The sequence below is a fragment of the Streptococcus sp. STR1/CE/0325 genome, from assembly GCF_055386095.1.
The window spans coordinates 907,458-929,539 of record NZ_AP045018.1; the positions used below are offsets into that span (position 1 = coordinate 907,458).

Genomic DNA, 22,082 nt, shown 5'->3' on the forward strand with positions numbered 1-22,082 from the left:
CTCCTGCTCTTATTCTTTCATCAATTCCGCCTTTTTGGTGTCTAGCTTAATGGTTTCTCGGCTATCTCTTAGGACTCCTTTATTTTCATCACGTCCTTGAAGGAAATAGCGTTCATCTTTTTGACCATAAGTTTCTACGGCTTGTTTGGCGAGTAGCCCCACGCCCTTATTTGGATCGCGTAAGAGATTGAAAATCAAGCCGACTTTCAAGCCTTCAAAATCCTTGAGCATGGCATAGTCACCATTGCTATCGCCGCCAATGATAACCGGGTCTTTGCCACCGTGCTCGCTTGCGATAAAGCGCTGGATGGTCTCTGTTTTACCGTCACCTTGCGTTTGCGCATAGTTGGTGTCGTAATCTGGGTTAATCTCACCTGTTGACTCATTTTTCATCAAACGCATGGCATAGACATGGTCTTTAGGAATGTCATAACCATATTTGGCATCCGTTGCATAGGGAAGCACTACATCATAAAAGGAAGCCGAACAAATATAAACGTCAATCCCATTTGCCATCAAAGTATGGTAAAGATTTTGCATCTCTTTGACCGAACGCACGCCACGTTTAAAGGTCACGCTGACTTGACCGGCTTCGCCTTTTTTACTTTCTGGACTTTCCCAAGTTTCATAGACCAGCTTGTCCTTGAGGGCGTGATCAATCGATTCCTTGGAGAGCGCCTGCACCTCATCAGACGTCATCCCCGCATAGAGATAAGTCACCCAAGGGTAGCTGATGTCCGAACTAAAGCTGCCACCGATAGCTTCGTAGAGGTAAAGCAACTTGGCTCTAAAATCCTTGTACTCGTCTGACTTTTGAACCTCTTCAAGGCTTTCTTTTCCTTCAAAGCCCTTATAGTGACGGTACAAATAAAGATAGTCAGAACTCAAATCATCCGCCACTTTATTGATATTGACCGCTTCGCCAGCCTTATTGTTAAACTCTTCCTTGAAATCCTCTTCTGGAATAGTATGGCGAATCACCGACTCAAACTGAGTTGGATCCATCTTAAAGCGCAGATGGGTGATTTGATAGTTAAAAGTCGCTTCACCAATATCATTGATAATGGTGGTATTGTCCCAGTCAAAGACAGCATAAGGTTTTTCTTTGGCATCGTAGTCCTTGTTACTATCACCATTTTCCTTAATCACTTGCTTTAAGCGGGTGTAGAGTTTGTCTTCAAAAGCACCTTTTTCCAATTGCTTACTATCCTTTGTTGACTGAAAGGTTTTGACATCTGATGATGAGGTGGTTTGATTGGTCTTTGCCTGACATGCCGACAAAAGTAAAGCAGCACCACACAGCAAAATGAGTTTTCCTTTATTCATATTCTTTCTCCTTTCTTTAAGAAAGCATTTTATCGTTTGTTCGTCCTATTTGAGCGTGAAGCCGCTAGCATCTCTTCATCTAAAATAAAACTAAAAAGCGACAAAATGAAAAATGGCATAGTCATCCTGTTGATTGTGCATCTCTCGCTTCCTTGCGAATCAAACAGGCGCCTTTGCCATCTTTTAAGTATCGAATTGAACAGTTCTATTATACTCTATTTGAGAAATAAGGTCAATAGAAAACCGCTTTCTTTGTAGAGAATATGCAGGGTTAGAAAATAAAGTGTTTATTTCTCAATAAAAAATCTCATCCAAGTGACCAAATCACTGTCACTGGTGGAAAAAGGGTAGCCACCTTGAATCCAGGTTTGGGTGATTTTCTTATAACGACCGCTTGAGTTAACGTGATTGAGAGGGTGAAGCCCAGCTGTATCAAAGCGCTCTTCGATTAAACTCTTGTAGGCAGGAAGTAGCTGATCCGCCAAGCGTTTGATGTCATCAGGAAGGATAAGGTGTAAGGGGCGCAACAAGCACGTTTCTCGTTGAACGAGATTTTGCTGACATTCCTTAATCTGGATTTGGGTCTGAATTTCCTTAGTCGGTAAGTGAAGGTCTGCCTTGGCTTGATAAAAAACAGTATGCCCAACTTTGATTTCCTTATGTTTAGCGACTTGGATGTGCATTTGGTTAGGGATAAAGACTTCAATCACCAAAGCACCGCCTTTTTTTAAGAAAACAAAATACTTTTGAAGTAAATCCTCTTGCTCTTTTTGAGGAAAATGCTGCAAAAAGCCATCTGAAAAGAGGATAAGGTCAAAGGTGCTTTCCTCAAACGCCGCCTCTCTAGCATCTGCTACCACCACCTGCACCTGATCTTTGACCTTTTGAGGGAGGTGATCCAGCATGTCAGCACTTTCATCTAGTAGGGTTACTTCGGCACCATATTCCCAGAAAGACAGCCCCACGCGCCCCGTCCCAGCACCAACATCAAGAATACGTTTCCCTTTTAGAACCACCTCACCGTAAACCAAGGGAGAGCTCTGACCTGAAAATAAGTGATAAACCTCTGCTTCCATGCCTTGGTAGAGCGTAGAGGAACGCTCTAGACGGCTCTCCTCACTCATGCCACACATGGAACAAAGGGTCGAAGAAAGCGCATTTAAAGTCGTGTGGGCAGGCACACCATTTTTATGGTCCCCTTCAAAAACATTGTAAACAAATCCACACCGACCACAATCAAAAATAACCACCCCAACCTCCTAATCTAAGATGCGCGTCTAGTTTTCTGCTGGGCAGAAAGCTCCAAAATAAGAATAGGGAAGCTGACGAAAAACGCTTGCGTTCTAAAAAAATCGTCTTCATCCCCCACCTCTTGCTATTTGGGTTGGGCTTTTTCCTCTTCTTCTCGGAGTTGTTTGATGATGCTGCCCATTTTCACAGACTCGTCATTATAATAGCGGTACAAGCGCCCTGCGCCATCTCCAATGTAACTAATAGGAGAAAAACGATCACTTTTAAAGGCGTCCTCCTCATCAATTAAGCTCTCTTCGACCACTCGTCTGGTTACTCTGGCGATGACATTGGTTAGAGCACCAAATTCGACAAATTCCTCTGCCACACATTCGATGGAAACAGGGCAGGCATCAACCAAAGGGGCATCTACGGTCTCACCAAGGGTATAAGTAAGCCCTGTTAAAGCAAACTTATCCTTGCGGCTATTAAAACCTGCCACCTCCACTTCTTTTAGGAGGCTTTGGTCTGGGATATTGACGGTAAATTGACCATGTTTTTTGATTTGAGTCATGGCTCCACCCTTGGTTCGCATGGCAATCACCATCATCTTTCCCAAGGAGTAAGCCGAACTTGATGTCGTGATGTTATAGCCGTAGGTATCGTCCTTGTAGCCAAGGAAAAAGACAGGAAATCCAAAGTAGAGTTTTCGTGTGTCAAATGTTTTTTTCATAGAGTTCTCCTTTTCTTCTATTCTGACTGAAAAGATGGGGGTAGTAATTGTCGTGTTTTGGGGTGATGGGGTGTTATTGGCAGGTGAAAATCCGTTAATTCCTCCACGATTTTTCCTTCATCTAAAACCAAGACCCGATCACAAATGGCATAACATGGGGCAAAGTCATGGGAAATAAAGAGGTAAGTGTAGCTGTGCTTTTGCTTCAAATCATAAAGCAAATCGAGTAGCTGTCCTTGCACAAAGGGGTCAAGACCACTTAGCGCCTCATCAAAGATAAAAATATCTGCCTGACTAAGAAGAGCACGCGCCACACAAACCCGCTGCAACATCCCACCACTAAGCTCTCTAGCACTTCGGTGGAGAATGCCTGACTCTAGCCCGACTTCTTGCAAAATGGATAAGATGGCAGCCTGCGTCACACCTGCTGGTCTAGCCTCTTGCAAGATTTCCTCGATGGTAAACAAAGGATTGACCGCAGATAAGGCATCTTGGAAAATTAGCTGTACTCTGACTCCTGCTGTCTTTGGGGTATAAGGCTTTTGATCAATCAAGACCTGACCGGTCGTTGGAATCTCAAGACCGATTAAGAGCCGACCTAGAGTGCTTTTCCCAGAGCCACTCTCGCCCATCAGACCGAGAATTTCCCCTTTTTTAATCGTTAGGTTGCAAGCCTTAATCACAGCTTTGTCGTCGTAAATCTTGGTGACATTTTGGTATTCAATCATGATGGTCCACCAACCTCCGATAAGGATCTTGTAAGAGTAATTGCGCAGTATCGGGATGCCTTGGCTGCTTTAAAACATCTAATAGCTGTCCTTCTTCAAGGATGCGTCCATCTTTCATCACCAACAAATACCCTTCTAAATCGTCTAGAAAATGATAATCATGGGTTACTAGAAAAACAGCCTTTTTAGCAGCGATTAAGTCAGTTATAACCGCTTTAATCTTGTCACGATTGCCCTTATCAAGAGCTGATGTCGGCTCATCTAAGATAAAGATATCTGGATCTAGCGCTAGTAAGATAGCCAGCATGACCCGCTGCAACATCCCGCCACTGAGTTCAGCTGGGTAGGCAAAGAGAAGCTGATGGGCGTCTTTTAAGCCTAGCCGTGTGAGGTGTTTGACAGCAATAGCTTCTATTTCTTTTGTCTGATAGGTCCCGTGGCTTTTTAGGGTTTCGGTGAAATGGCTTTTAATATTTTGGAAGGGATTAAACATAGCCATGGGATTTTGCACCAAATAAGCCAATTTCTTCCCCCGATAAGTTCGCAGGTCTTTTTCTTTCAAATCAAGCAGGGGCTTGCCTTGATAGGTGAGCTTGCCAGAAGTTTTTGAGTGAGGTGGGAATTGTCCCAATAAAGCGCGACTTAGGAGGGTTTTTCCTGAGCCACTTTGACCTATTAAGACCAGCAATTGACCACCTTTTAAGGATAAGGACACGTGATCTAATAGCTTTGCGTCGTTCAAACGCAAGGAAAAGTTCTCTAGCTGTAACATCAATCACCGTTCCTTTCCTTCTAAATAATCTCCTAGCCAATTAAAGAGGATAACCGTCACAAAGATAGACAGCCCAGGAAATAACATCAAGCCAGGTCTGAGTCTGAAATAAGGTCTTGCATCATAAAGCATGATGCCCCACTCAGCAACATTGGGTTGCAGCCCAATTCCTAAAAAGGAAAAGGCAGAAATGGTTAAAATTAAGTTCCCCATATTCATCAAGGCAAGGACCAAAATGGGCTTGTAGATAAAGGGAAGAATATGGGTTTTAATGATGTAAAAAGGCGAATAACCAAGCGTTTTAGCAACGAGGACGTAGGAGCGCTCCTTGACCTCTTTGACCGTGGTCACAATCACCCTCGCATAAAAAATCCACTCAATACTCACAATCGCAAGGGTTAGATTGATGACCCCTTGTCCTAAAATCCCCGCAGTCGCAAGAGCCAGTAAAAAACTCGGAAAGGCGGACAAGACATTACTCAGCCACAAAAAACTCTTTTCAAGAAAGCCCTGAGACCAACCCACCCAAAAGCCAATTCCAAATCCGATAGCCACCTCAAGCAAGGTCATCAAAAAAGACAAGGACAAGGAAAGTCTCGCCCCATAAAGAAGCCTTGAGAGCACATCACGTCCCAAGTGATCTGTCCCTAGCCAGTGCTTGGCACTCATAGGAGCTAGCTTGTGCGTAATATCAATCGTTTCTGGATGATAGGGGGCAAGATAAGGCACTAGCAAACAAAAGAAAGCCAGCAAAAGCAAAGAGAAAATCGGTAAAGAATAGCGCCTAACCATGACCTAACCTCCTTTTTCTTTGAAAAGGAGAATGTCCAAGCAGGCTTTGCGTCAAAAAACTACTGAGCAAAAAGAGGACACCAAAAAGTAACATACAAGCCTGAATCAGCGGAAGGTCAACGGCTTGCAATCCTTTGACAAACAAGCGACCAATCCCATCCCAAGCAAACACATCCTCAACAATCAATGAGCCCGTAAGCAGATACACAACCGTCAGACTAAGCCCACTCAGTAGCGCAGGAAAACTTGGTTTTAACAAATGATTCCACACTAGATAAGAAGGCTTTACCCCGCGTAGTCTGGCATTTTCAACATGAAGGCTTCTAAGTTCTTCGCTAATCGTCTTTCGCACCAAGGCGGTGTATTGCCCGATGAGAGAAAAACTGAGCGTCAAACTCGGTAGAATGATACTGCTAGGACCTTCTTGTCCCGATACGGGTAACCACCCCAATCGTAGGGAGAAAAATAAAATTAGCAGATACCCCAGCCAAAAAGAAGGGATAGACACACTAACAAATGAGAACAAGCGAATCCCCTTATCCAGCCAGCTCCCTTGATAAAGCGCTGCTAAAATGCCTAAGGGAAAGGCTATCACAATCAGCAGGACAAAACTCATCAAACCTAAAGACAAGGTGGAGCCAAAACTGCTTAAAACCAAGGACAAAACCGGTTCTTTATAGAGGTAAGACACACCAAAATCCCCTTTTAAAACCTGAAGCAACCAGCTCACATACTGCTCCAGCCACGAGCGATTCAAACCCAGGTAATCCCTAGCACTGGCTAGGGATTCCTTGGTGATTGCCACATGGGAAATTCTCAAGTAGTTTTCCGCTGGATCTTTGGATGAAAACTTGGTCAACAAAAAGGTCAGTATGGAAATCATCAGCAAAGCAGACAAGAAAGAGAAAACTTTTTTCATGGTTCATCTCCCATCTGGATAGCTAGCCTACTTGACTTTTTTAATGGTGTTGACAGGGAGGACGTTTTCTTCTGGAGCAAAGCCGACGCCTTCAAGGTCGCCCTTACGATAAACAGACACGAGAGATTGATAAGTGATTGGGATATAGAGGGCCTCATCATGAAGAATGGTGAGCACTTTCTTGTAGCCTGCATCTACCTTGGCTTCGTCTGTTTCAACGAGCGTTGCCTTGATGGTACTGTCAATATCAGCTTTTTCTGGAAGAGCATCAAGGGCGATGTTTTCTGGATGACCGTGTTCAGCATTTGCCGTGAGCGCTGACATCCAAGCATGAGGATCCCACGGTGCTCCCCATGAGTAGGTGAGCATCATATCCCAGTTACCAGTCTTTGCATTTGCCCAGTAGTCATCCTCTTCCATAGCTGTGAGTTTGAGGTCAATGCCAATCTTTTTCCATTCGCCTTGGAAATATTGCACCAAATCCTTATCTGTGGCTTTGGTCGCGATATAAGGGACTTCTAGGGTCATTTTTTGACCGTCTTTTGTACGAATGCCGTCTGCACCTTTTGTCCAACCCGCTTGATCTAAGAGGCTTTCAGCTTCTTTGATGTCATAAGCGTATGGGGTGATGTCGGCATTAGAGTGAGGGGTGGTTTTTGAAAAGATGGTGTCTGCGGGTTGCTCTACGCCTTGGAAGAGATTTTTTGAAATCGCTGCTTTGTTCATGGCATGGTTCATGGCCTTGCGCACTGTTTTATCGGCAAAAAATGGACGTTTGGCATTGAGCAGCAAAAGACGTGTTGACATAGGATTAGAAACACCTGTGACATAATCTTTGTTTTTCTTGTATTGGGCAAAGGTGTCTAGGCTGATAAGTCCATTTCCGTAAAGGAGGTCGATATTGCCGGACTCAAATTCGAGGGCGCGTGTTTGCGCGTCTGGGATGATTTTGACGGTGAGTTCTTTCATCTTTGGTTTTTCGCCCCAGTAGCTTTCATTGCGCTCAAAAGTGATGTATTGGTTAGATTTTTTATCCTTAACAACCCATGGTCCTGTTCCGATTGGTTTTTTGACATTATTTTTAGCCGTATCATCCCCTTTAGGAAAACCAGCATCTGCTAGGAAACGAATGGGACGAATCATGGCAAGGTCATACAAGGTAGCACTATAAGCCTGCTTGAGTTTCATCTCAAAGGTCTTTTCATCCACCGCACGGAAAGACTCTAGCTGATCAGTTAGACCAAACCAGTTGTGGTTGCCCTTGTTTTTGTCTGAGAAAATGGTATCAAAGTTACGCTTGACATTTTCAGCCGTGAGTTTAGAGCCGTCAGAATACTTGGCATCTCTGAGGTGGAAGGTGTAGGTTTTTCCGTCCTCACTGATGTCCCAAGATTTAGCCAAGACAGGCTTGATAACGCCATTTTCACCGTATTTGACCAAGCCTTCATAGACCAAATCTTGGATGACAAATTGATCGGGGTTGTAGCGGTGAGGATTGACATCTCCAAAGTCTTCACCCCAAGCGAGTGTCAGTTTGTCTTTGTCTGCGATTTTCTCTTTTGAATTCTTGCTTTGCCCACAAGCAACGAGGAAAACACTGAGCATAAGAGTGAGTAAAATCAATAACTTCTTCTTCATATTAGGATTCCTTTTTCTAATCTTTTGTTTCTAAATAGTCTCTGATTTCTTCAAGGAAAGTCTCAGGAAGCGCCAGTTCTTCCTTGAGGTCATCATGATAGACCTCTATGATGGTTTCTTCTTTGCCAGAAGTGATTTTTTGAGGCCAGTCTGGATCAAGCAGCAAGGCCTTGCCAAGCGAAATCAAGGGAAAACCTGCCTTTAAAGCAGCTTTCGCATCTGCCTTGGTCCGAATGTGTCCAACGCCAATCACCGGGACACGATTAGCCACCTTGTTTAAGATGATTTCAGCGACTGGCGTGGTCGCTTGTGGATCACGAAGCGATGTCTGAAACACATCATAAAGAGATAAGTGAATGTAATCAATCTGATAGGCAATCAACTGTTCAATCAACTGTAAGGTGTCAGATAAGGTCAGACCAGGCGTTTCCGTTTCTTCTGGTGACAGGCGATAACCCAGTAAAAACGGACGATCGGCTTCTTCTTTGATGCGCTGCTTGGCCTTTTTGACCAAGGTTTTCATAAAGCGCATGCGATTATTTGGGGTGCCTCCCCATTTGTCCCTACGCTTATTAGAATGAGGGGAGTAAAATTGCTGGATGAGGTAGGTATTTGCCCCGTGGAGCTCTACGCCATCAAAACCAGCTGCAATCGCCCGTGAAATCGCATCAAGAAAACGCTCAATCATCTGATCCACTTCGGCATAGCTCAGAGCTCGTGGCTGTGCTGCAAAATCACGCTCTGCCTTGACAGCACTGGGAGCAAGTGGCACGCCACCAATCACCTCTGGCATGGCCATACGACCACTATGATAGATCTGTAAGATTGCAAGTGTGCCTTTTTCTTTGATTGCCTTAGCCAGTTGGGCTAAACCTTCTATCTTATCATCCTCAGCCACGCTATAACTATTAGCAAAAGCCTGTCCCAGTGGATCGATATAACTACTACCTGTTACAACCATGCCCACAGACCCAGCTCGTCTGCTATAAAAAGCAAAATCTGCTGGTGAGATATAGCCACCTTCTTGGCTGGCACTGATGGTCATAGGGGCTAAAACGATGCGATTTTTAGCCACTAAGCCATTTGAAAATACGAAACGATCTTGTATCTGAATACTCATAAGTCCTCCTTTGTGAGATAAGTTGCCTGCCACACCTCATCTTCCTGCTTTAATACCAAAACCTGACCTTGGGGAACTTGGATAGACCAGAAATCATGGTCTTCTCCTAGCAAGGCTTGATAAATCAAGCGCAAAACACCCAAATGTGCCACAATGGCAATCGCCTTTTCTTCTCGCGCTAGGAGTAGCTCTATCTGCTCGTTGACACGATGTTTAAAATGGCTAAAAGCCTCAGCTTGAGGCGGGGTCACACTAAAGGGGGCATCTAACCAAGCCTGCCATTCCACAGGAAAAGCAGCTTCTATCTCATCTGCAGTCAAACCCTCCCATGCCCCAAAGCCTTTTTCATCCAAATCTGGTAAAATCTCATAAGGGTGCCCGAAAAAGGCCAGACTTGCTGTTTCTTGTGTGCGCTTGAGAGAACTTGTATAGCATTTATCTATATCCTTGTTTGCCATCAGCTGAGCGAGCTGTCTTGCTTGTTGTCTGCCTGTTTGATTGATGGAAACGTCTAAACTCCCGTAAAAACAGCCCCTTTTATTGCAGTCTGTTTCACCGTGGCGCATCAGATACCAAATTTTTGTCATAAGAGTAACCCCACAATCATAAACACTTGTGCCACTTCTACAAAAGCCCCCAGAGTATCTCCTGTGTGCCCATCAATTTTTTGATAAACAAATCTGCGATAGACCACAGCGCTAGCGACCACTAAGCCATAAGCAAAGAGCCCCTTTCTCCCAAAGACCAAAAGCAACAAACCAAGAGGCAAGACCTGACTCAGTAGGATGGCCCAAGTCCTTGTCCCGCTAAAGAAGTCCCCAGTTCCTCCTTTTGGTCTAGCATAAGTCATCTTAAACAATTGCAAAGCAAGACCAGCCTTTCCAATCATGGCAAGCGAAAGCACAATGAACCATCTCGGCTCAGGCAGATAAGGATAGCTCACAAAGAGAAAGAGATAATAGAAAATCAAGGCCAAAACGCCGTTGCTACCAATACGACTGTCTTTCATAATCTCAAGCATACGGTTTTTCTTGCGAGAGGAGAAAAGTCCATCTGCCGTATCTGCCAAAGCATCCAAATGAAAACCACCCGTTAGCAAAACATCTGCTAGTAAGGTCAGCAAAAAGGCAACCTGATGCGGTAAGAAACAGGCTAAACCGAGGTAAACCAAGGCTAAAATCCCTCCCATCAAGGCACCAAACAAACTCAAAAAAGGCACACCTTTTCTGAGATAAGAGAGATCAACTGCCTTATTGATGGGAATGCGACTAAAAAATTGAGTGTAGATGATGAGACTTTGAATAATCATTTTAACGCTTGAGCCAGCCCACAAATTACTAAGTAGGCCTGACTCGCCTCCTTTGCTAGCTCTTGATTGATCCCGCCTTGTAGGTCTCTAAAAAAACGACCAAGGCGATTGTCTGGGACGATGCTAAGTCCTACTTCGTTACTCACCAGAATGAGCCGTAAGTGCCTTTCTTTGGCGACAGCTACTATCTCTTGGCACTCTTTTTTCAAATATTGCGTCAAATCAGCCTGCTGATGCTTATCCAAAAAGTGTGCGTCATCTAAGGCGAGCTTACTAGGCGCATGCTCACTCACCCAATCAAACAAGAGGTTGGTTAATAACATGGTCACACAGTCCAGCAGATAGGTGTCATAGGGAGCTGTTTTGAGCCAGTCTGCCAAGCCTTTATATTGTTCTTGGGTGCCCCAATGCTTGGGGCGGCGCTCCTTGTGCTTGCGAATACGCTCTTGAAAATCAGCGTCTTTTGTTCGAATCAGGCCGGTCGCGATATAGCAGGCTCTTTCGTCCTTTTGAATGAGGCTTTCAGCAAAGGTAGATTTGCCACTCTTTGCGCCTCCTGTGATGAAAATGATGTCTGTCATGTTTTACCTCACTCGAGCAAAGACGCGATCAAAAGCGGCTAAGGTCGCATCAAGATCAGCTTTGGTATGCTCTTTCGAGAGAAAGTTACTCTCATATTGAGAGGGAGCGATATAGACTCCTTCTTCTAATAACTGCGCATGGACACGCGCAAACAGCTCGTGATCGCTTGCTTTTGCCGCAGCAAAATCCTTGACAACTTGGTCATGAAAGAAAAAGCCAAACATGGTTCCGACCCTCACGACTTGAAGGGGAATCTGATGTTTTTTCGCCAAGTCCTCCAGCCCTTGACAGAGATAAGCGGTCTTTTGAGCAATCTCGTCAAAAACGTCCTTGGTCAATAACCGCAAAGTCTCATAGCCAGCTGCCATAGCAACAGGATTGCCAGACAGGGTGCCTGCTTGATAAACCCCACCTAAAGGAGCGATGTGATCCATATAGCGACGCTTGCCACCAAAGGCAGCCACAGGAAAACCACCGCCAATCACCTTCCCCAAAGTGACCAGATCTGGGTCTAAATCATAGTAGCCAACAGCACCTTCATAGCTAGCCCTAAACCCCGTCATTACCTCATCAACGATAAAGAGCGCCCCATCTTCTTTGCTTAGAGCGGCAATCCTTTCTAAAAAAGAAGGATCAGCTGGAACGAGCCCCATATTTCCTGCAACAGCTTCAACAATCACACAGGCAATCTCTCCCTTGTAGCGCTCAAAACAAGCCTCTAAAGCTGGAATGTCATTGTAAGGTAGCGTAATGGTCTCATGGGCAATCGCTTCAATGACACCAGCAGAATCTGCCATCCCAAGACTAGCCACACCAGAACCAGCTTGAACCAAAAAGGAATCACTATGGCCGTGGTAGCAACCAATAAATTTGACGATTTTAGCGCGTTTTGTCACCCCTCTAGCCAAGCGAATGGCACTCATGGTCGCTTCTGTTCCTGAATTAACCATGCGCAATTTTTCCAGATAAGGCAACCGCTCTTGAAGCAGACGACCCAGCTCAATCTCTCTAGGACTCGGTGCTCCGTAGCTGGTGCCCTCTTGGAGTGCTTCTTCTACTTTAGGCAGCACCTCGCTATTGGCATGCCCTAAAATCATAGGTCCCCAAGACAGGACGTAATCAATGTAGCGATTGCCATCTAGGTCGTAGAGATAAGCACCTTTTGCCTTGTCGATAAAAAGTGGATTTCCTCCGACTGAACCAAATGCTCGAACGGGGCTATTGACCCCACCTGGAAAGATTTCCTTTGCTTCTTGAAATGCTTTGTCTGACGCTGTTCGTTTCACCAATCTTTCTCCTTTACATAACGGGCAACATCCTTGGCAAAATAGGTGATGATAAGATCTGCTCCAGCTCGTTTCATACCGATAAGGGTTTCCATGACGACCCGCTTTTCATCAATCCAGCCCTGCTCAGCAGCTGCCTTAATCATGGCATATTCGCCACTGACATTGTAAGCCACAATCGGCAATCGGCTATTTTCTCTTAACTCTCGTACAATGTCTAAAAAACTCATGGCAGGTTTGACCATCAAAAAGTCTGCGCCTTGTTCTTCATCGCTTTTAGCTTCACGGAGCGCTTCTAGGCGATTGGCTGGATCCATCTGATAGGTCTTTCTATCTCCAAAGGCTGGGGCACTTTCTCCTGCCTCACGAAAAGGACCGTAAAAACTAGAGGCAAACTTGACCGCATAGGACATAATCGGAATATGCTCGAATCCTGCTTGGTCAAGCGCCTGACGAATAGCATAGACGTAGCCATCCATCGCATTAGACGGAGCAATAATATCAGCACCGGCTCTTGCTTGACTAACTGCTACCTCACTCAAACGTAGCAAGGAGGCATCATTTAAAACCTCTTGACCATCCAAGACCCCACAATGCCCATGACTAGTGAATTCACACAAACAAGTATCTGCAATGACCAGTAAGTCTGGATAGTGAGATTTGATGAGACCAATAGCCCTTTGGACGATACCGTCTGGGTGAGAGGCTTGAGTGCCGATAGCATCTTTTTGACTCGGAATCCCAAATAAAATCACCGCAGAAATGCCAAGTTGCACGACCCTTTCGACTTCCTCTAGCACATCTGCTAAAGCAAATTGATAAACGCCTGGCATGGCACCAATGGCTTGTTTTTCCTCTAGCCCTTCCTTGACAAAGATTGGGCAAATCAAGTCATCCACACTAAGGCTGGTTTCACGCACTAAACGGCGCAAATTCGCCGTTGTCCGCAATCTTCGATGTCTAAAAAATGTCACATTTTTCTCCTTTTAGAATTTCTTGAACCAGAGCTTCAATCGAAGGCTCTTTAGGCATTATATCAACCAGATAGCCACTTTCTGTGACAGCTTTTTGGGTACTTGTTCCAATAACAGCAACCCTTTGGTTGGGGGAGATGCTTCCCTTGCCTTCTAAAAAACTATGCCAAGCAGATGGACTGGCAAAAGTCCAGATAAGGTCCTCTTTTTCTTGATAGTTACCAATAAGGGCTTGCCCTTTCTTGTTTGAGCTGGTGTCGTAGAGGGCAAAGGCAGTGACGTCATGGCCTTTCTGACGCAGTGTTTCTGCTAATTTTGGATTGGACAAGCGGCTTTGAGGCAGAATGATGTGCTGTTTGTCTAAGCCTAGTTCTAGCCACTCCTTGACAAAGTCCAAACCATAAGAACTGCTCGCTTCAAAATCTACCCCAAGACCAAGCTCTCTTAGAGCCTGAGTGGTCTTTGCCCCAATGCTCGCTAGCCTCCAATCTCCTTTTGGAAAATGCTCAAAGAAAAAAGTAACAGCCACAGCACTAGTAAAAAAGAGCCAATCTCCCTTTGCCACAGCCCTTTCATCGGCTAAGGAAAGGCGGTTGATCCGACAACGAATAAGGGGCAGATGAACCGTCTCATATCCTGCCTCATCTAAGACTTGGTGAAGTCCCTCTTCTAAGGGATGCTCTCGCGTAAAAATGACAGTCGGTTTCATCGTGGACCTAGTACCCCTTGTTCTGTTAGCGCCAAAACCGCCTGCTTGGCGAGTCCTTTAGGATCTTTGCCACTCACTTGATGATAAAAACAGTGTCCCTCAGCATCAGCCAGCATGACCCTAAGCGTGTAGCCCTCGTCATTTCTTTGAGCTAGTGCACCAATGGGGAAGGTACAATCGGCATTCATCAATGCCAAAACCTCACGTTCTAGTGCAACACAAGTGGACGTCCTCTCATCATTCATTTTGGACAAGAGCTTGCGCAAATCCGCATCATCTTCTCGACACTCCAGCGCCAAGGCCCCTTGAGAAATGGCAGGTAAGCAGACTTGGGTCGCCAAAGGCTCTAGGTGATTTTCTAGCTCTTTGGTCCATTGCATCCGATTTAAGCCAGCCATAGCCAGCACAATCGCATCGTACTCTCCTCGTCTTAGCTTTTCAATACGGGTGTCAATGTTTCCTCGCAAGGGTTTAAACACAAGGTCAGGGCGCTTTTCAGCCAGCTGTACATGACGGCGAATACTGCTTGTACCAATGACAGCACCTGCTTTTAAGCGCTCAAAGGTCATGTTAGCCTCATGAAAAATCAGACAATCCCTCACATCCTCACGCTCTGGCACAGCCGCTAAAACACATCCTTTCGGCAAAAGCGCAGGCATATCCTTGAGACTATGAATCGCTAAGTCAATCTCATGCGACAGAAGTGCGCGCTCAAGCTCCTTGACAAAAACGCCCTTGCCTCCTATTTTTTGCAGGCTGACATTTTGCAAGCGGTCTCCCTTAGTCCTATAAATCACAGGCTCAATCACAAGACTAGGATCTAATTGCTGTAATTGCTTCATCACAAGATTGGTCTGTGCGAGGGCTAATTTGCTTCCTCTGGTTCCAACCTTAATCGTTGTCATGGGGCATCTCCTTTTTATCTAAGCCAAACAAATGGCTAATCATGGCAATGTCATGCTGGGATTCTGGATCAATCGATAATTCTTTTAATTGGATAATCGGCTCTTTAATCAGCTGATTGACAATGCTTTTCATGTGTTTTGAAATCTGCTTTTTCTCTCTAGGGGTCAGATTAGGCAATTTTCGCTCTAAACTTTCCATGGCACTTTCTTGCACCTTGAGCGCCTGTTCTCTAATGCCCTTAATCAAGGGAATAATGCCGAGTTGTTTTTCCCATTCAGAAAAAGCGAGCAGTTCTGTGTCGATTTCCTTTTCGATTTGACTGGCTATTTTCTTGCGCTCTTCTTGATAAGTGGCGAGTTGATTGGTCAGATTGTCGATATTATAGAGCTTGGTGTTCTCGCTTGCATGAACCGTTCTTGGCAAACATAAATCAAACACAATCGCTCCTTCTTTTAGCATGGAAGGAAAGACCACATAGCCATCTGTTTTTAGCGCAGAAATCACCACATCTGCCTCTTTCACCACCTGCTCCAAATGAGAAAAAGGATGCGCCTTCACACGAGGATCAGCTAAGAAGGAATCTGCCTTTTCAAGGGTCCGATTGACCAAGTGAATCGTTGCAAAAGGGCGATCAAGGACGTACTTGCTCACCAACTGACCGATTTCACCAAGACCAAGCACAGCCACACTCCTGTCTTGATAAGGAACGCCTAAGCGGTCCAGGGTCTGCATGGCGACAAGACCAATCGACATGGGACGGGCATTGATTTGATACTGGTCGTGCATGCGCTTTGCAAAGGTTAGAACTTGTTTTAAGACTTGATTTAAGACCACACCTGTCGTTTGTTTGTCTTGCGCCTGCATGAAGGCACGTTTGAGCTGTCCAAGCACTTGCGTTTCGCCTAAGACCTTGGACTCAAGCCCGATAGACACCCTCAATAAATGTTTTAAAACCGCTTCTCCCTCTAAAACCTCTAGATAAGGCGCAATCAGATCTGCATCTAGACCAAACCAGTCTGCCAAAAAATGTTTTCCATAATAACGTCCTGTATGCAGCTGATCTACGACCAGATAACATTCTGTTCGATTACAGGTCGAAACAATGACATTTTCCAAGACACTCTTTTCCTCATGTAAACGAACCAAAGCCTCGCTAACGGCTTCATCTGAAAAATGCACTTTCTCAAGAACGGACAAGGGCGCTTTTTTGTGCGTCAATCCGACATAGAGCAAATACATGTGTCACTCACCTCTCTATAATTGATCTAACAAGGCTTCAAAGGCTTGTCTTAGCGCCTTGCTTCGTTCTGGGGAGACCCCTTTGGTTGAAATCATCACGCAAACACCGTTCTTTTGCGTCATCGCCACATTATAAAAATCAGAATCGCTTTTGTCCCCAGTGTTATTGACCAGCTGACTAGGGCTAGCTTCGTTTTTAATGCGTTGGTTAACGTCTGGGTCATCCGTACAGGCAAAAACCAAGGCAAAATCAGCACTATCGCCTGTTTCATAGGGACGCTTGAGCCAAGTCACCTGATCTTGTGGAATGGCTTCAGACAAGGTCGGACTAATCACCGTCACGCTTGCCTGCTCGTTTAACAGCCCCCTAATCTTTCTCGTAGCGACTTTTCCGCCACCGACCACCAAGACTGGCTTATGATGAAGATTGATCATGATGGGATACATGCCTATTTTCCTCCTTTTGACGAGATTTTTCTTTAAAAATCTTTCGGCTTCTGAGATAAACCGTATCTTTTTCCCCCAAGCGGTGATTGACCAGCCTAGCTAGTACAAAGAAATAATCCGATAGACGATTGATATAGATAAGACCGATAGGATTGATGCTTTCATTTGCTTCAATGACTGCTACCATGCGACGTTCCAAGCGTCGGGTCAGGGTTCTTGCCATGTGAAGCGAACTTGCAATCACGTGCCCACCTGGAATGATAAAGTGCTCTAACTTTGGAGGGATATCCATATATTGGTCGATTTTTTCTTCCAAAAACTGAACATCACCTTCTTTTTGCTTATAAGGTCTCTTCTCACGAGGGGTGGCAAGGTCACTCCCGCAGTCAAAGAGTTGCTGCTGGATCTGCTCACATTCTTGCCTAAGATCAGCTAGCTTGTCTTCTTCTTTCATCTCCGCAACAATGCGCCCCAAAAGAGAACACAATTCGTCCATGGTGCCATAAGCCTCCACCCTCACATGGGTCTTGGACACGCGCTCACCACCGTAGAGCCGTGTCAAGCCCGTGTCTCCATACTTGGTATAAATTCTCATGATGTCTCACTTTGTTCCATAATCTGATAAATAGCATCCATGTCTAAGGAAGCTCGTAGAGCGTCTGCTAGCTTATCGTATTCCTTATTTTTAAAATCAGCAATGCTAAGAAGCTCGTGGGCGATTGGAGCTAGTCCTTTTTTCACTCGAATGGTATTGAGGTAATCTCTCGTCCACTCAAGATTATCAAACACCCCATGCAAATAAGTGCCCTGCACCCTGCCATCATGAGCGACTGCCCCATCTTGGCGTTTGGTTTTTTCACCATTTTGCTCCACAATCACGGAAAAAGCCTCAATGTGATCACCTAGCTTGGTTTCTCCCATGTGAATTTCATAGCCTTCTAAGAGCTGATCGTGATGCTGGGCTTTGACCTGTGTTGTCCTTTTCTTAGGCAGAAAAACAGTCCTTGCATCCAAGAGCCCAAGCCCATTGATTTCTGCCAAGTCTGACTCGACATGATAGGGATCTTCAAGATTTTTCCCTAATAGCTGGTAGCCCCCACAGATGCCAAAGATATGAACTCCTTGCTCAAAACAGTGGGCGATCTCTTTCTCTAAGCCGGACTCTCTGAGATAAGCCATATCCTCTATGGTGTTTTTGCTACCAGGGAGGATGAGTAAGTCCGGAAGACCTAGGTGATCGCCTGGCATAACATAACGCACGGACACATCAGGCTGGATTTCCAAACTATGAAAATCCGTGAAATTAGACAAGCGCTTGAGACTGACAATCGCAATGTCTAACTCTTTTTTTTGATCCATTGTCCGACTCTTTTGCAATAGAGCAACACTGTCTTCGCTATCAATATCAAGCGAAAGATAAGGAACGACCCCCAAAACAGGAACCTGCGTCAACTCTTCAATCATATCAATCCCAGATTGCAAGAGGGCAACATCGCCTCTAAACTTATTAATAATGACACCCTTGATTCGCTTGCGATCGTCTTTAGGCATCAGCTCAATCGTTCCGTAAATCGAAGCAAAAACGCCGCCTTTGTCAATATCTGCTACCAAAATCACGGGCGCATCCACCAGTCTTGCCATTCCCATGTTAACAATGTCACGCGCATTCAAATTAATTTCAGCAGGACTACCAGCCCCCTCAAGGATGATGGCATCATTTTCAGCTGCTAGCTCTTCATAGACTTCCTTGATTTTTGGCAGTAACTCTTGCTTGAACTCATGGTATTCGACCGCATCCATATCTCGCAGTACCTCTCCCATAAAGACCACTTGCGATTTGCGATCAGACGTTGGCTTTAATAAGACAGGGTTCATGCGCACATCTGGGTCAACGCCTGCTGCTTCTGCCTGCACCACTTGGGCGCGTCCCATTTCATCGCCCGTCTTGGTGATAAAAGAGTTGAGCGCCATATTTTGCGATTTAAAGGGCACAACAGACAAGCCGTCTTGTTTTAGTATCCGACAAAGTCCTGCGACAATAATACTCTTTCCCGCATCTGATGCGGTGCCTTGAATCATGACTGATTTGACCATATTTCTCCTTTGACCTCTTCAAAAAATGCACGTTCATTTTCTGCTAAGGGTGTTTTTAGCGCTTGGTGCAGCTTAACAATCCAAGGTGCCCCAAGACCAGCCGCCTCTAGTAAATCAACCTCTTGAAACAGCTGGTATTTATCTCCTTGCGCGATGACCTCTCCTTTTTTGATGAGATAAGCATCGTCACAGCAGTCATACATCAAGTCCATATCGTGACTGGTCAGGATAATGTTCGTCCCTGCTGCAACCAATTTTTTCATGGTGTCAGCCATCTTATCTCGCCCTCTAGGATCAAGTCCTGCCGTTGGCTCATCTAAGAGGAGATACTTGGGCTTTAGCGCTAGCATACCTGCAATAGCAACCCGTTTTTTTTGCCCAAAACTCAAATACTGCAAGGGGCGATCCGCCAAGTGCGTGATTTCCATCATCTCAAGCGCTTCTTGCACCCTTTTAGTGACCTCTTCTTCCTCGTAACCAAGATTTTGCAAGGCCATACCAATATCATCTTTCACAATGGTATAAAAGAGCTGCTGTTCCGGATTTTGAAAGACCATGTTCACCTCTTGACGGTACTGGAACAAGTCCTTTTTGACCAAGGAAACCTCCCTGTCATCATAGAGGATCTGCCCTTTTTCTGGAACCAAGAGGCGAGTGATGATTTTCATAATCGTTGATTTGCCAGAACCATTGGTTCCTAAAATGCCGGTGATGCGCCCTTCTTTAAAATCCATGGAAATGTTTTTCAAGGTCGGCTCATCGTCATAAGCAAATGAAATCTCTTTTAACTGCAACATGAGTGTTCTCCTTTATTCTCTATGGTCATGATCAAACTTTAAGGTTAAGACGTCATTGAGCCTTTGGTTGTCTTCTAATAATTTCACAAACAAGGTGTTCGCAAGCATTCCCCAAGCGAGGTAACTTTTCTTTTTATGATAAAAGGAAAATTTCAAGTCCAAGGTATCGCGAATAGTCAAAAACTCATACATGACGAGAAAAATGAACCGATACATCAAGACAATCAATTCCAACAAAATGGACGGAACACGCAAACGCTTAAAGAGTTTTAGCATCTGATCAAAAGGGGTCGAAAGTGCAAAGAAATAAGTCGCTACCAAGGAACTATAAATCCTAAGCAGGATAAAACCCGCTTGAGGAAGCAACAGACGACTAACTCCGAGATAGCCCTTAAACACAGGCACCGCAAAAAGAAACTGCTCATTGACCTTACTATAAGTCACCACAAAGGTCACCATACTAATCAAGATAAAGACGCTGGCATGAAGATACCATTTCGCATAGCGAAAAAGCGAGAGCCGTGTCAGATAGCAGGTCAAGGGAACAACCACTAGCATCATCCCCCATTGTAGCCAAGAAATACCTGAAAAACTAATCACCAAAAAAAGGAGATAAAGCACAAACTTGCGTCCAGCAGCAACACCACTCCAACGATTTCGATAAGCGTATTTATCAATGACAAACATGATTGTGTCCTCTCCTTTCTTTACACCTCACAAAACCTTAGTCTTTTTGACTGTCTTTGCCCTTATTTTTTCCGCGATGGTAACCAATCACATAAAAGATAATCCCTGCTCCGATACTGCCTTGAAGGGTAAAGAGCAGACTTTCAATCTCACCGCTAGCTGGCTCGTAAATCGGACTAAACCAAGGTTTATAGTCTTTTTGGATACTGGTGATGGCAGATTCAGCCGCATCATCAGTCCCCCCATACTCGCCACCTTTTGGTCCAAAGATAAAGGCGCCAACCATCATGGCGATGACAATCAAAATTAAAATCAAATTGGTGTGTTTTTTCATTTGAATACCCCTCCTTTTGCCTTAACATTTTCAGAAATCAAGTTATAAAGAACCACAGTAAGCAACCCTTCTGCAATAGCAATCGGAATTTGTGTCGTTAAAAAGATTCCCATGAATTTAGCTGCTGAGCCGATAAAGCCAGTATTGGCATCTGGAAAGACCACACCAAGCTGAACAGAAGTCACGGCATAGGTAGAAATATCTGCAATCACCGCACAAAGAAAGAGGGACACGCGTGTGGACAATTTCATAGAAAGCGCTAATTTATAGACCAAATACCCCACATAAGGACCGACAACTGCCATAGAAAAGGCATTAGCTCCTAGCGTTGTGATTCCTCCGTGAGCGAGAAGAAGCGCTTGGAAAATCAAACAAATGGTTCCAAGAACACTGATGACAGATGGCCCAAACATAGCTGTCCCAAGCCCCACACCTGTTGGGTGAGAGGTCGAACCAGTAACAGAAGGGATTTTAAGCGCAGATAAAATAAAGATAAAAGCACCTGATAAAGCTAGCATCGTCTTTGAGTTAGGGTCTTTTTTCACGATTTTACGCACATTGATCAAGCCCACCACAAAGAAAGGAAGGAAAATGAGGTACCAAATCAAACACCATAACGGTGGCAGATACCCTTCCATGATGTGCATAGCGTGCGCTGTCTGCGGATAAATGATACAAAAAAGTAATAATCCTGCTAGGGGTAAATATTTTTTAACCTGTTTCATCGGTTTTCTCCTTATTTCTTTTCACGCGTATTCTACCAGCTTGTCTTTTTGACAATCATGGTGGTAAAATAACTCCATTTGCTATCTAGTGTGACATCTCTCACGCCTTTTTTGATGATTTGTTTATCCGTTGAGGCATGACTAACCAGATAAGTGTGATCCAATAACTGATAATGCTCCAGTAAGGGAAGGATGTCGTTCAGATGATTGGCAACCTTCATCAAAACGATGGTGTCGTGCAGCTCTAAGGCTGCTTTGATCTGATCTGAACCTGCCGTGGCTGGCACCACTGCTAAAGACTCCTCATCCATGGTAAGAGGAATCCCCAGTTCTCCTGCCATACTGGTAAACGACGTGATCCCTGGGATGGTCTTGGTCGCAATCTTATCCTTGACCAGCTCTAAGAGATAGCTATACGTGCTATATACCATAGGGTCTCCTAGAGTGATAAAGCCGACTGTTTTTCCTTGGGTCACATCCGCAATGATTTCTTCAGAAATCGCCTGCCACTCCTTTTCCTTATCCTTTTTTTGACTACTCATGGGGAAATGGCGCTGTTTGATTTCCAAATGTTCACCAAGATAAGGTGAGGCGATACTAAGGGCTAGACTTTTCGCCTGACGTCTGGCTTCTGGCGTGTAAAGCACGTCTAACTCCTGAAGTAGCCGAGCCGCCTTTACCGTCAAAAGCTCACTATCTCCTGGTCCAATCCCAATTCCATAAAATACTGACATA

General features: G+C 44.8%; 25 protein-coding genes. All 25 read right to left on the reverse strand.

Annotated elements, in window-relative coordinates; genetic code table 11:
* Window positions 1–9: 9 nt before the first annotated feature.
* Window positions 10–1,326, reverse strand: a complete 1,317-nt coding sequence (locus ACZ49W_RS04445; RefSeq protein WP_464814127.1) for an HAD family hydrolase — start codon at window positions 1,324–1,326, stop codon at window positions 10–12.
* A 287-nt stretch (window positions 1,327–1,613) separates the two neighbouring features.
* Entirely contained in the window at window positions 1,614–2,576 is a 963-nt protein-coding gene (locus tag ACZ49W_RS04450; RefSeq protein WP_464814128.1) for a methyltransferase domain-containing protein, read from the reverse strand.
* A 125-nt stretch (window positions 2,577–2,701) separates the two neighbouring features.
* Window positions 2,702–3,289, reverse strand: a complete 588-nt coding sequence (locus ACZ49W_RS04455; RefSeq protein ID WP_464814129.1) for a flavin reductase family protein — start codon at window positions 3,287–3,289, stop codon at window positions 2,702–2,704.
* A gap of 17 nt (window positions 3,290–3,306) precedes the next feature.
* Window positions 3,307–4,017 (reverse strand): ABC transporter ATP-binding protein, encoded by a 711-nt coding sequence (locus tag ACZ49W_RS04460; protein WP_464814130.1) that lies wholly within the window; start codon window positions 4,015–4,017, stop codon window positions 3,307–3,309.
* Window positions 4,010–4,789: an ATP-binding cassette domain-containing protein gene (locus ACZ49W_RS04465; protein ID WP_464814131.1), complete on the reverse strand. Its 780-nt coding sequence runs from the start codon at window positions 4,787–4,789 to the stop codon at window positions 4,010–4,012. The genes ACZ49W_RS04460 and ACZ49W_RS04465 overlap by 8 nt, the downstream gene beginning before the upstream one ends.
* Before the next feature lie 3 nt (window positions 4,790–4,792).
* Window positions 4,793–5,581 (reverse strand): ABC transporter permease, encoded by a 789-nt coding sequence (locus ACZ49W_RS04470; protein ID WP_464814132.1) that lies wholly within the window; start codon window positions 5,579–5,581, stop codon window positions 4,793–4,795.
* Window positions 5,574–6,500, reverse strand: a complete 927-nt coding sequence (locus tag ACZ49W_RS04475; RefSeq protein ID WP_464814133.1) for an ABC transporter permease — start codon at window positions 6,498–6,500, stop codon at window positions 5,574–5,576. The genes ACZ49W_RS04470 and ACZ49W_RS04475 overlap by 8 nt, the downstream gene beginning before the upstream one ends.
* A gap of 27 nt (window positions 6,501–6,527) precedes the next feature.
* Window positions 6,528–8,138 carry a nickel ABC transporter substrate-binding protein gene (nikA, locus tag ACZ49W_RS04480; RefSeq protein ID WP_464814134.1) on the reverse strand — a complete coding sequence of 537 codons (1,611 nt, stop codon included), beginning with the start codon at window positions 8,136–8,138 and terminating at the stop codon, window positions 6,528–6,530.
* Between the two features lie 16 nt (window positions 8,139–8,154).
* Window positions 8,155–9,258, reverse strand: a complete 1,104-nt coding sequence (locus ACZ49W_RS04485; protein ID WP_464814135.1) for an NADH-dependent flavin oxidoreductase — start codon at window positions 9,256–9,258, stop codon at window positions 8,155–8,157.
* Window positions 9,255–9,845 (reverse strand): histidine phosphatase family protein, encoded by a 591-nt coding sequence (locus tag ACZ49W_RS04490; RefSeq protein WP_464814136.1) that lies wholly within the window; start codon window positions 9,843–9,845, stop codon window positions 9,255–9,257. Before ACZ49W_RS04490 ends, ACZ49W_RS04485 begins: the two co-directional genes overlap by 4 nt.
* Entirely contained in the window at window positions 9,842–10,564 is a 723-nt protein-coding gene (gene cobS / locus ACZ49W_RS04495; RefSeq protein ID WP_464814957.1) for an adenosylcobinamide-GDP ribazoletransferase, read from the reverse strand. The genes ACZ49W_RS04490 and cobS overlap by 4 nt, the downstream gene beginning before the upstream one ends.
* On the reverse strand, window positions 10,564–11,148 hold the full coding sequence (gene cobU, locus ACZ49W_RS04500; RefSeq protein ID WP_464814137.1) for a bifunctional adenosylcobinamide kinase/adenosylcobinamide-phosphate guanylyltransferase: 585 nt from the start codon (window positions 11,146–11,148) through the stop codon (window positions 10,564–10,566). Before cobU ends, cobS begins: the two co-directional genes overlap by 1 nt.
* A 3-nt stretch (window positions 11,149–11,151) precedes the next feature.
* A complete protein-coding gene (gene hemL, locus ACZ49W_RS04505) occupies window positions 11,152–12,435 on the reverse strand; it encodes a glutamate-1-semialdehyde 2,1-aminomutase (RefSeq protein ID WP_464814138.1) in 1,284 nt (427 codons plus the stop codon).
* Window positions 12,432–13,409 carry a porphobilinogen synthase gene (gene hemB / locus ACZ49W_RS04510; protein WP_464814139.1) on the reverse strand — a complete coding sequence of 326 codons (978 nt, stop codon included), beginning with the start codon at window positions 13,407–13,409 and terminating at the stop codon, window positions 12,432–12,434. The genes hemL and hemB overlap by 4 nt, the downstream gene beginning before the upstream one ends.
* Complete coding sequence (locus ACZ49W_RS04515; protein WP_464814140.1) at window positions 13,396–14,118, reverse strand: uroporphyrinogen-III synthase; 723 nt, start codon at window positions 14,116–14,118, stop codon at window positions 13,396–13,398. Before ACZ49W_RS04515 ends, hemB begins: the two co-directional genes overlap by 14 nt.
* The gene (gene hemC, locus ACZ49W_RS04520; protein WP_464814141.1) at window positions 14,115–15,023 is read right to left on the reverse strand and encodes a hydroxymethylbilane synthase; all 909 of its coding nucleotides are present in this window, start codon (window positions 15,021–15,023) and stop codon (window positions 14,115–14,117) included. Before hemC ends, ACZ49W_RS04515 begins: the two co-directional genes overlap by 4 nt.
* Window positions 15,010–16,263, reverse strand: a complete 1,254-nt coding sequence (hemA, locus tag ACZ49W_RS04525) for a glutamyl-tRNA reductase (protein WP_464814142.1) — start codon at window positions 16,261–16,263, stop codon at window positions 15,010–15,012. Before hemA ends, hemC begins: the two co-directional genes overlap by 14 nt.
* Before the next feature lie 15 nt (window positions 16,264–16,278).
* Window positions 16,279–16,710 carry a precorrin-2 dehydrogenase/sirohydrochlorin ferrochelatase family protein gene (locus ACZ49W_RS04530; protein WP_464814143.1) on the reverse strand — a complete coding sequence of 144 codons (432 nt, stop codon included), beginning with the start codon at window positions 16,708–16,710 and terminating at the stop codon, window positions 16,279–16,281.
* Window positions 16,679–17,305, reverse strand: a complete 627-nt coding sequence (locus tag ACZ49W_RS04535) for a cob(I)yrinic acid a,c-diamide adenosyltransferase (RefSeq protein ID WP_464814144.1) — start codon at window positions 17,303–17,305, stop codon at window positions 16,679–16,681. The genes ACZ49W_RS04530 and ACZ49W_RS04535 overlap by 32 nt, the downstream gene beginning before the upstream one ends.
* Window positions 17,302–18,804 carry a cobyric acid synthase gene (locus tag ACZ49W_RS04540; protein ID WP_464814145.1) on the reverse strand — a complete coding sequence of 501 codons (1,503 nt, stop codon included), beginning with the start codon at window positions 18,802–18,804 and terminating at the stop codon, window positions 17,302–17,304. Before ACZ49W_RS04540 ends, ACZ49W_RS04535 begins: the two co-directional genes overlap by 4 nt.
* Complete coding sequence (locus tag ACZ49W_RS04545; RefSeq protein ID WP_464814146.1) at window positions 18,786–19,601, reverse strand: energy-coupling factor ABC transporter ATP-binding protein; 816 nt, start codon at window positions 19,599–19,601, stop codon at window positions 18,786–18,788. The genes ACZ49W_RS04540 and ACZ49W_RS04545 overlap by 19 nt, the downstream gene beginning before the upstream one ends.
* A 12-nt stretch (window positions 19,602–19,613) precedes the next feature.
* Window positions 19,614–20,288, reverse strand: coding sequence for a CbiQ family ECF transporter T component (locus tag ACZ49W_RS04550; RefSeq protein ID WP_464814147.1), 675 nt, complete (start codon window positions 20,286–20,288; stop codon window positions 19,614–19,616).
* A 37-nt stretch (window positions 20,289–20,325) separates the two neighbouring features.
* Window positions 20,326–20,622: an energy-coupling factor ABC transporter substrate-binding protein gene (locus tag ACZ49W_RS04555; protein ID WP_464814148.1), complete on the reverse strand. Its 297-nt coding sequence runs from the start codon at window positions 20,620–20,622 to the stop codon at window positions 20,326–20,328.
* On the reverse strand, window positions 20,619–21,347 hold the full coding sequence (locus ACZ49W_RS04560; RefSeq protein WP_464814149.1) for an energy-coupling factor ABC transporter permease: 729 nt from the start codon (window positions 21,345–21,347) through the stop codon (window positions 20,619–20,621). Before ACZ49W_RS04560 ends, ACZ49W_RS04555 begins: the two co-directional genes overlap by 4 nt.
* Window positions 21,348–21,379: 32 nt before the next feature.
* Window positions 21,380–22,081 carry a cobalt-factor II C(20)-methyltransferase gene (locus ACZ49W_RS04565; protein WP_464814150.1) on the reverse strand — a complete coding sequence of 234 codons (702 nt, stop codon included), beginning with the start codon at window positions 22,079–22,081 and terminating at the stop codon, window positions 21,380–21,382.
* Window position 22,082 lies beyond the last annotated feature (1 nt).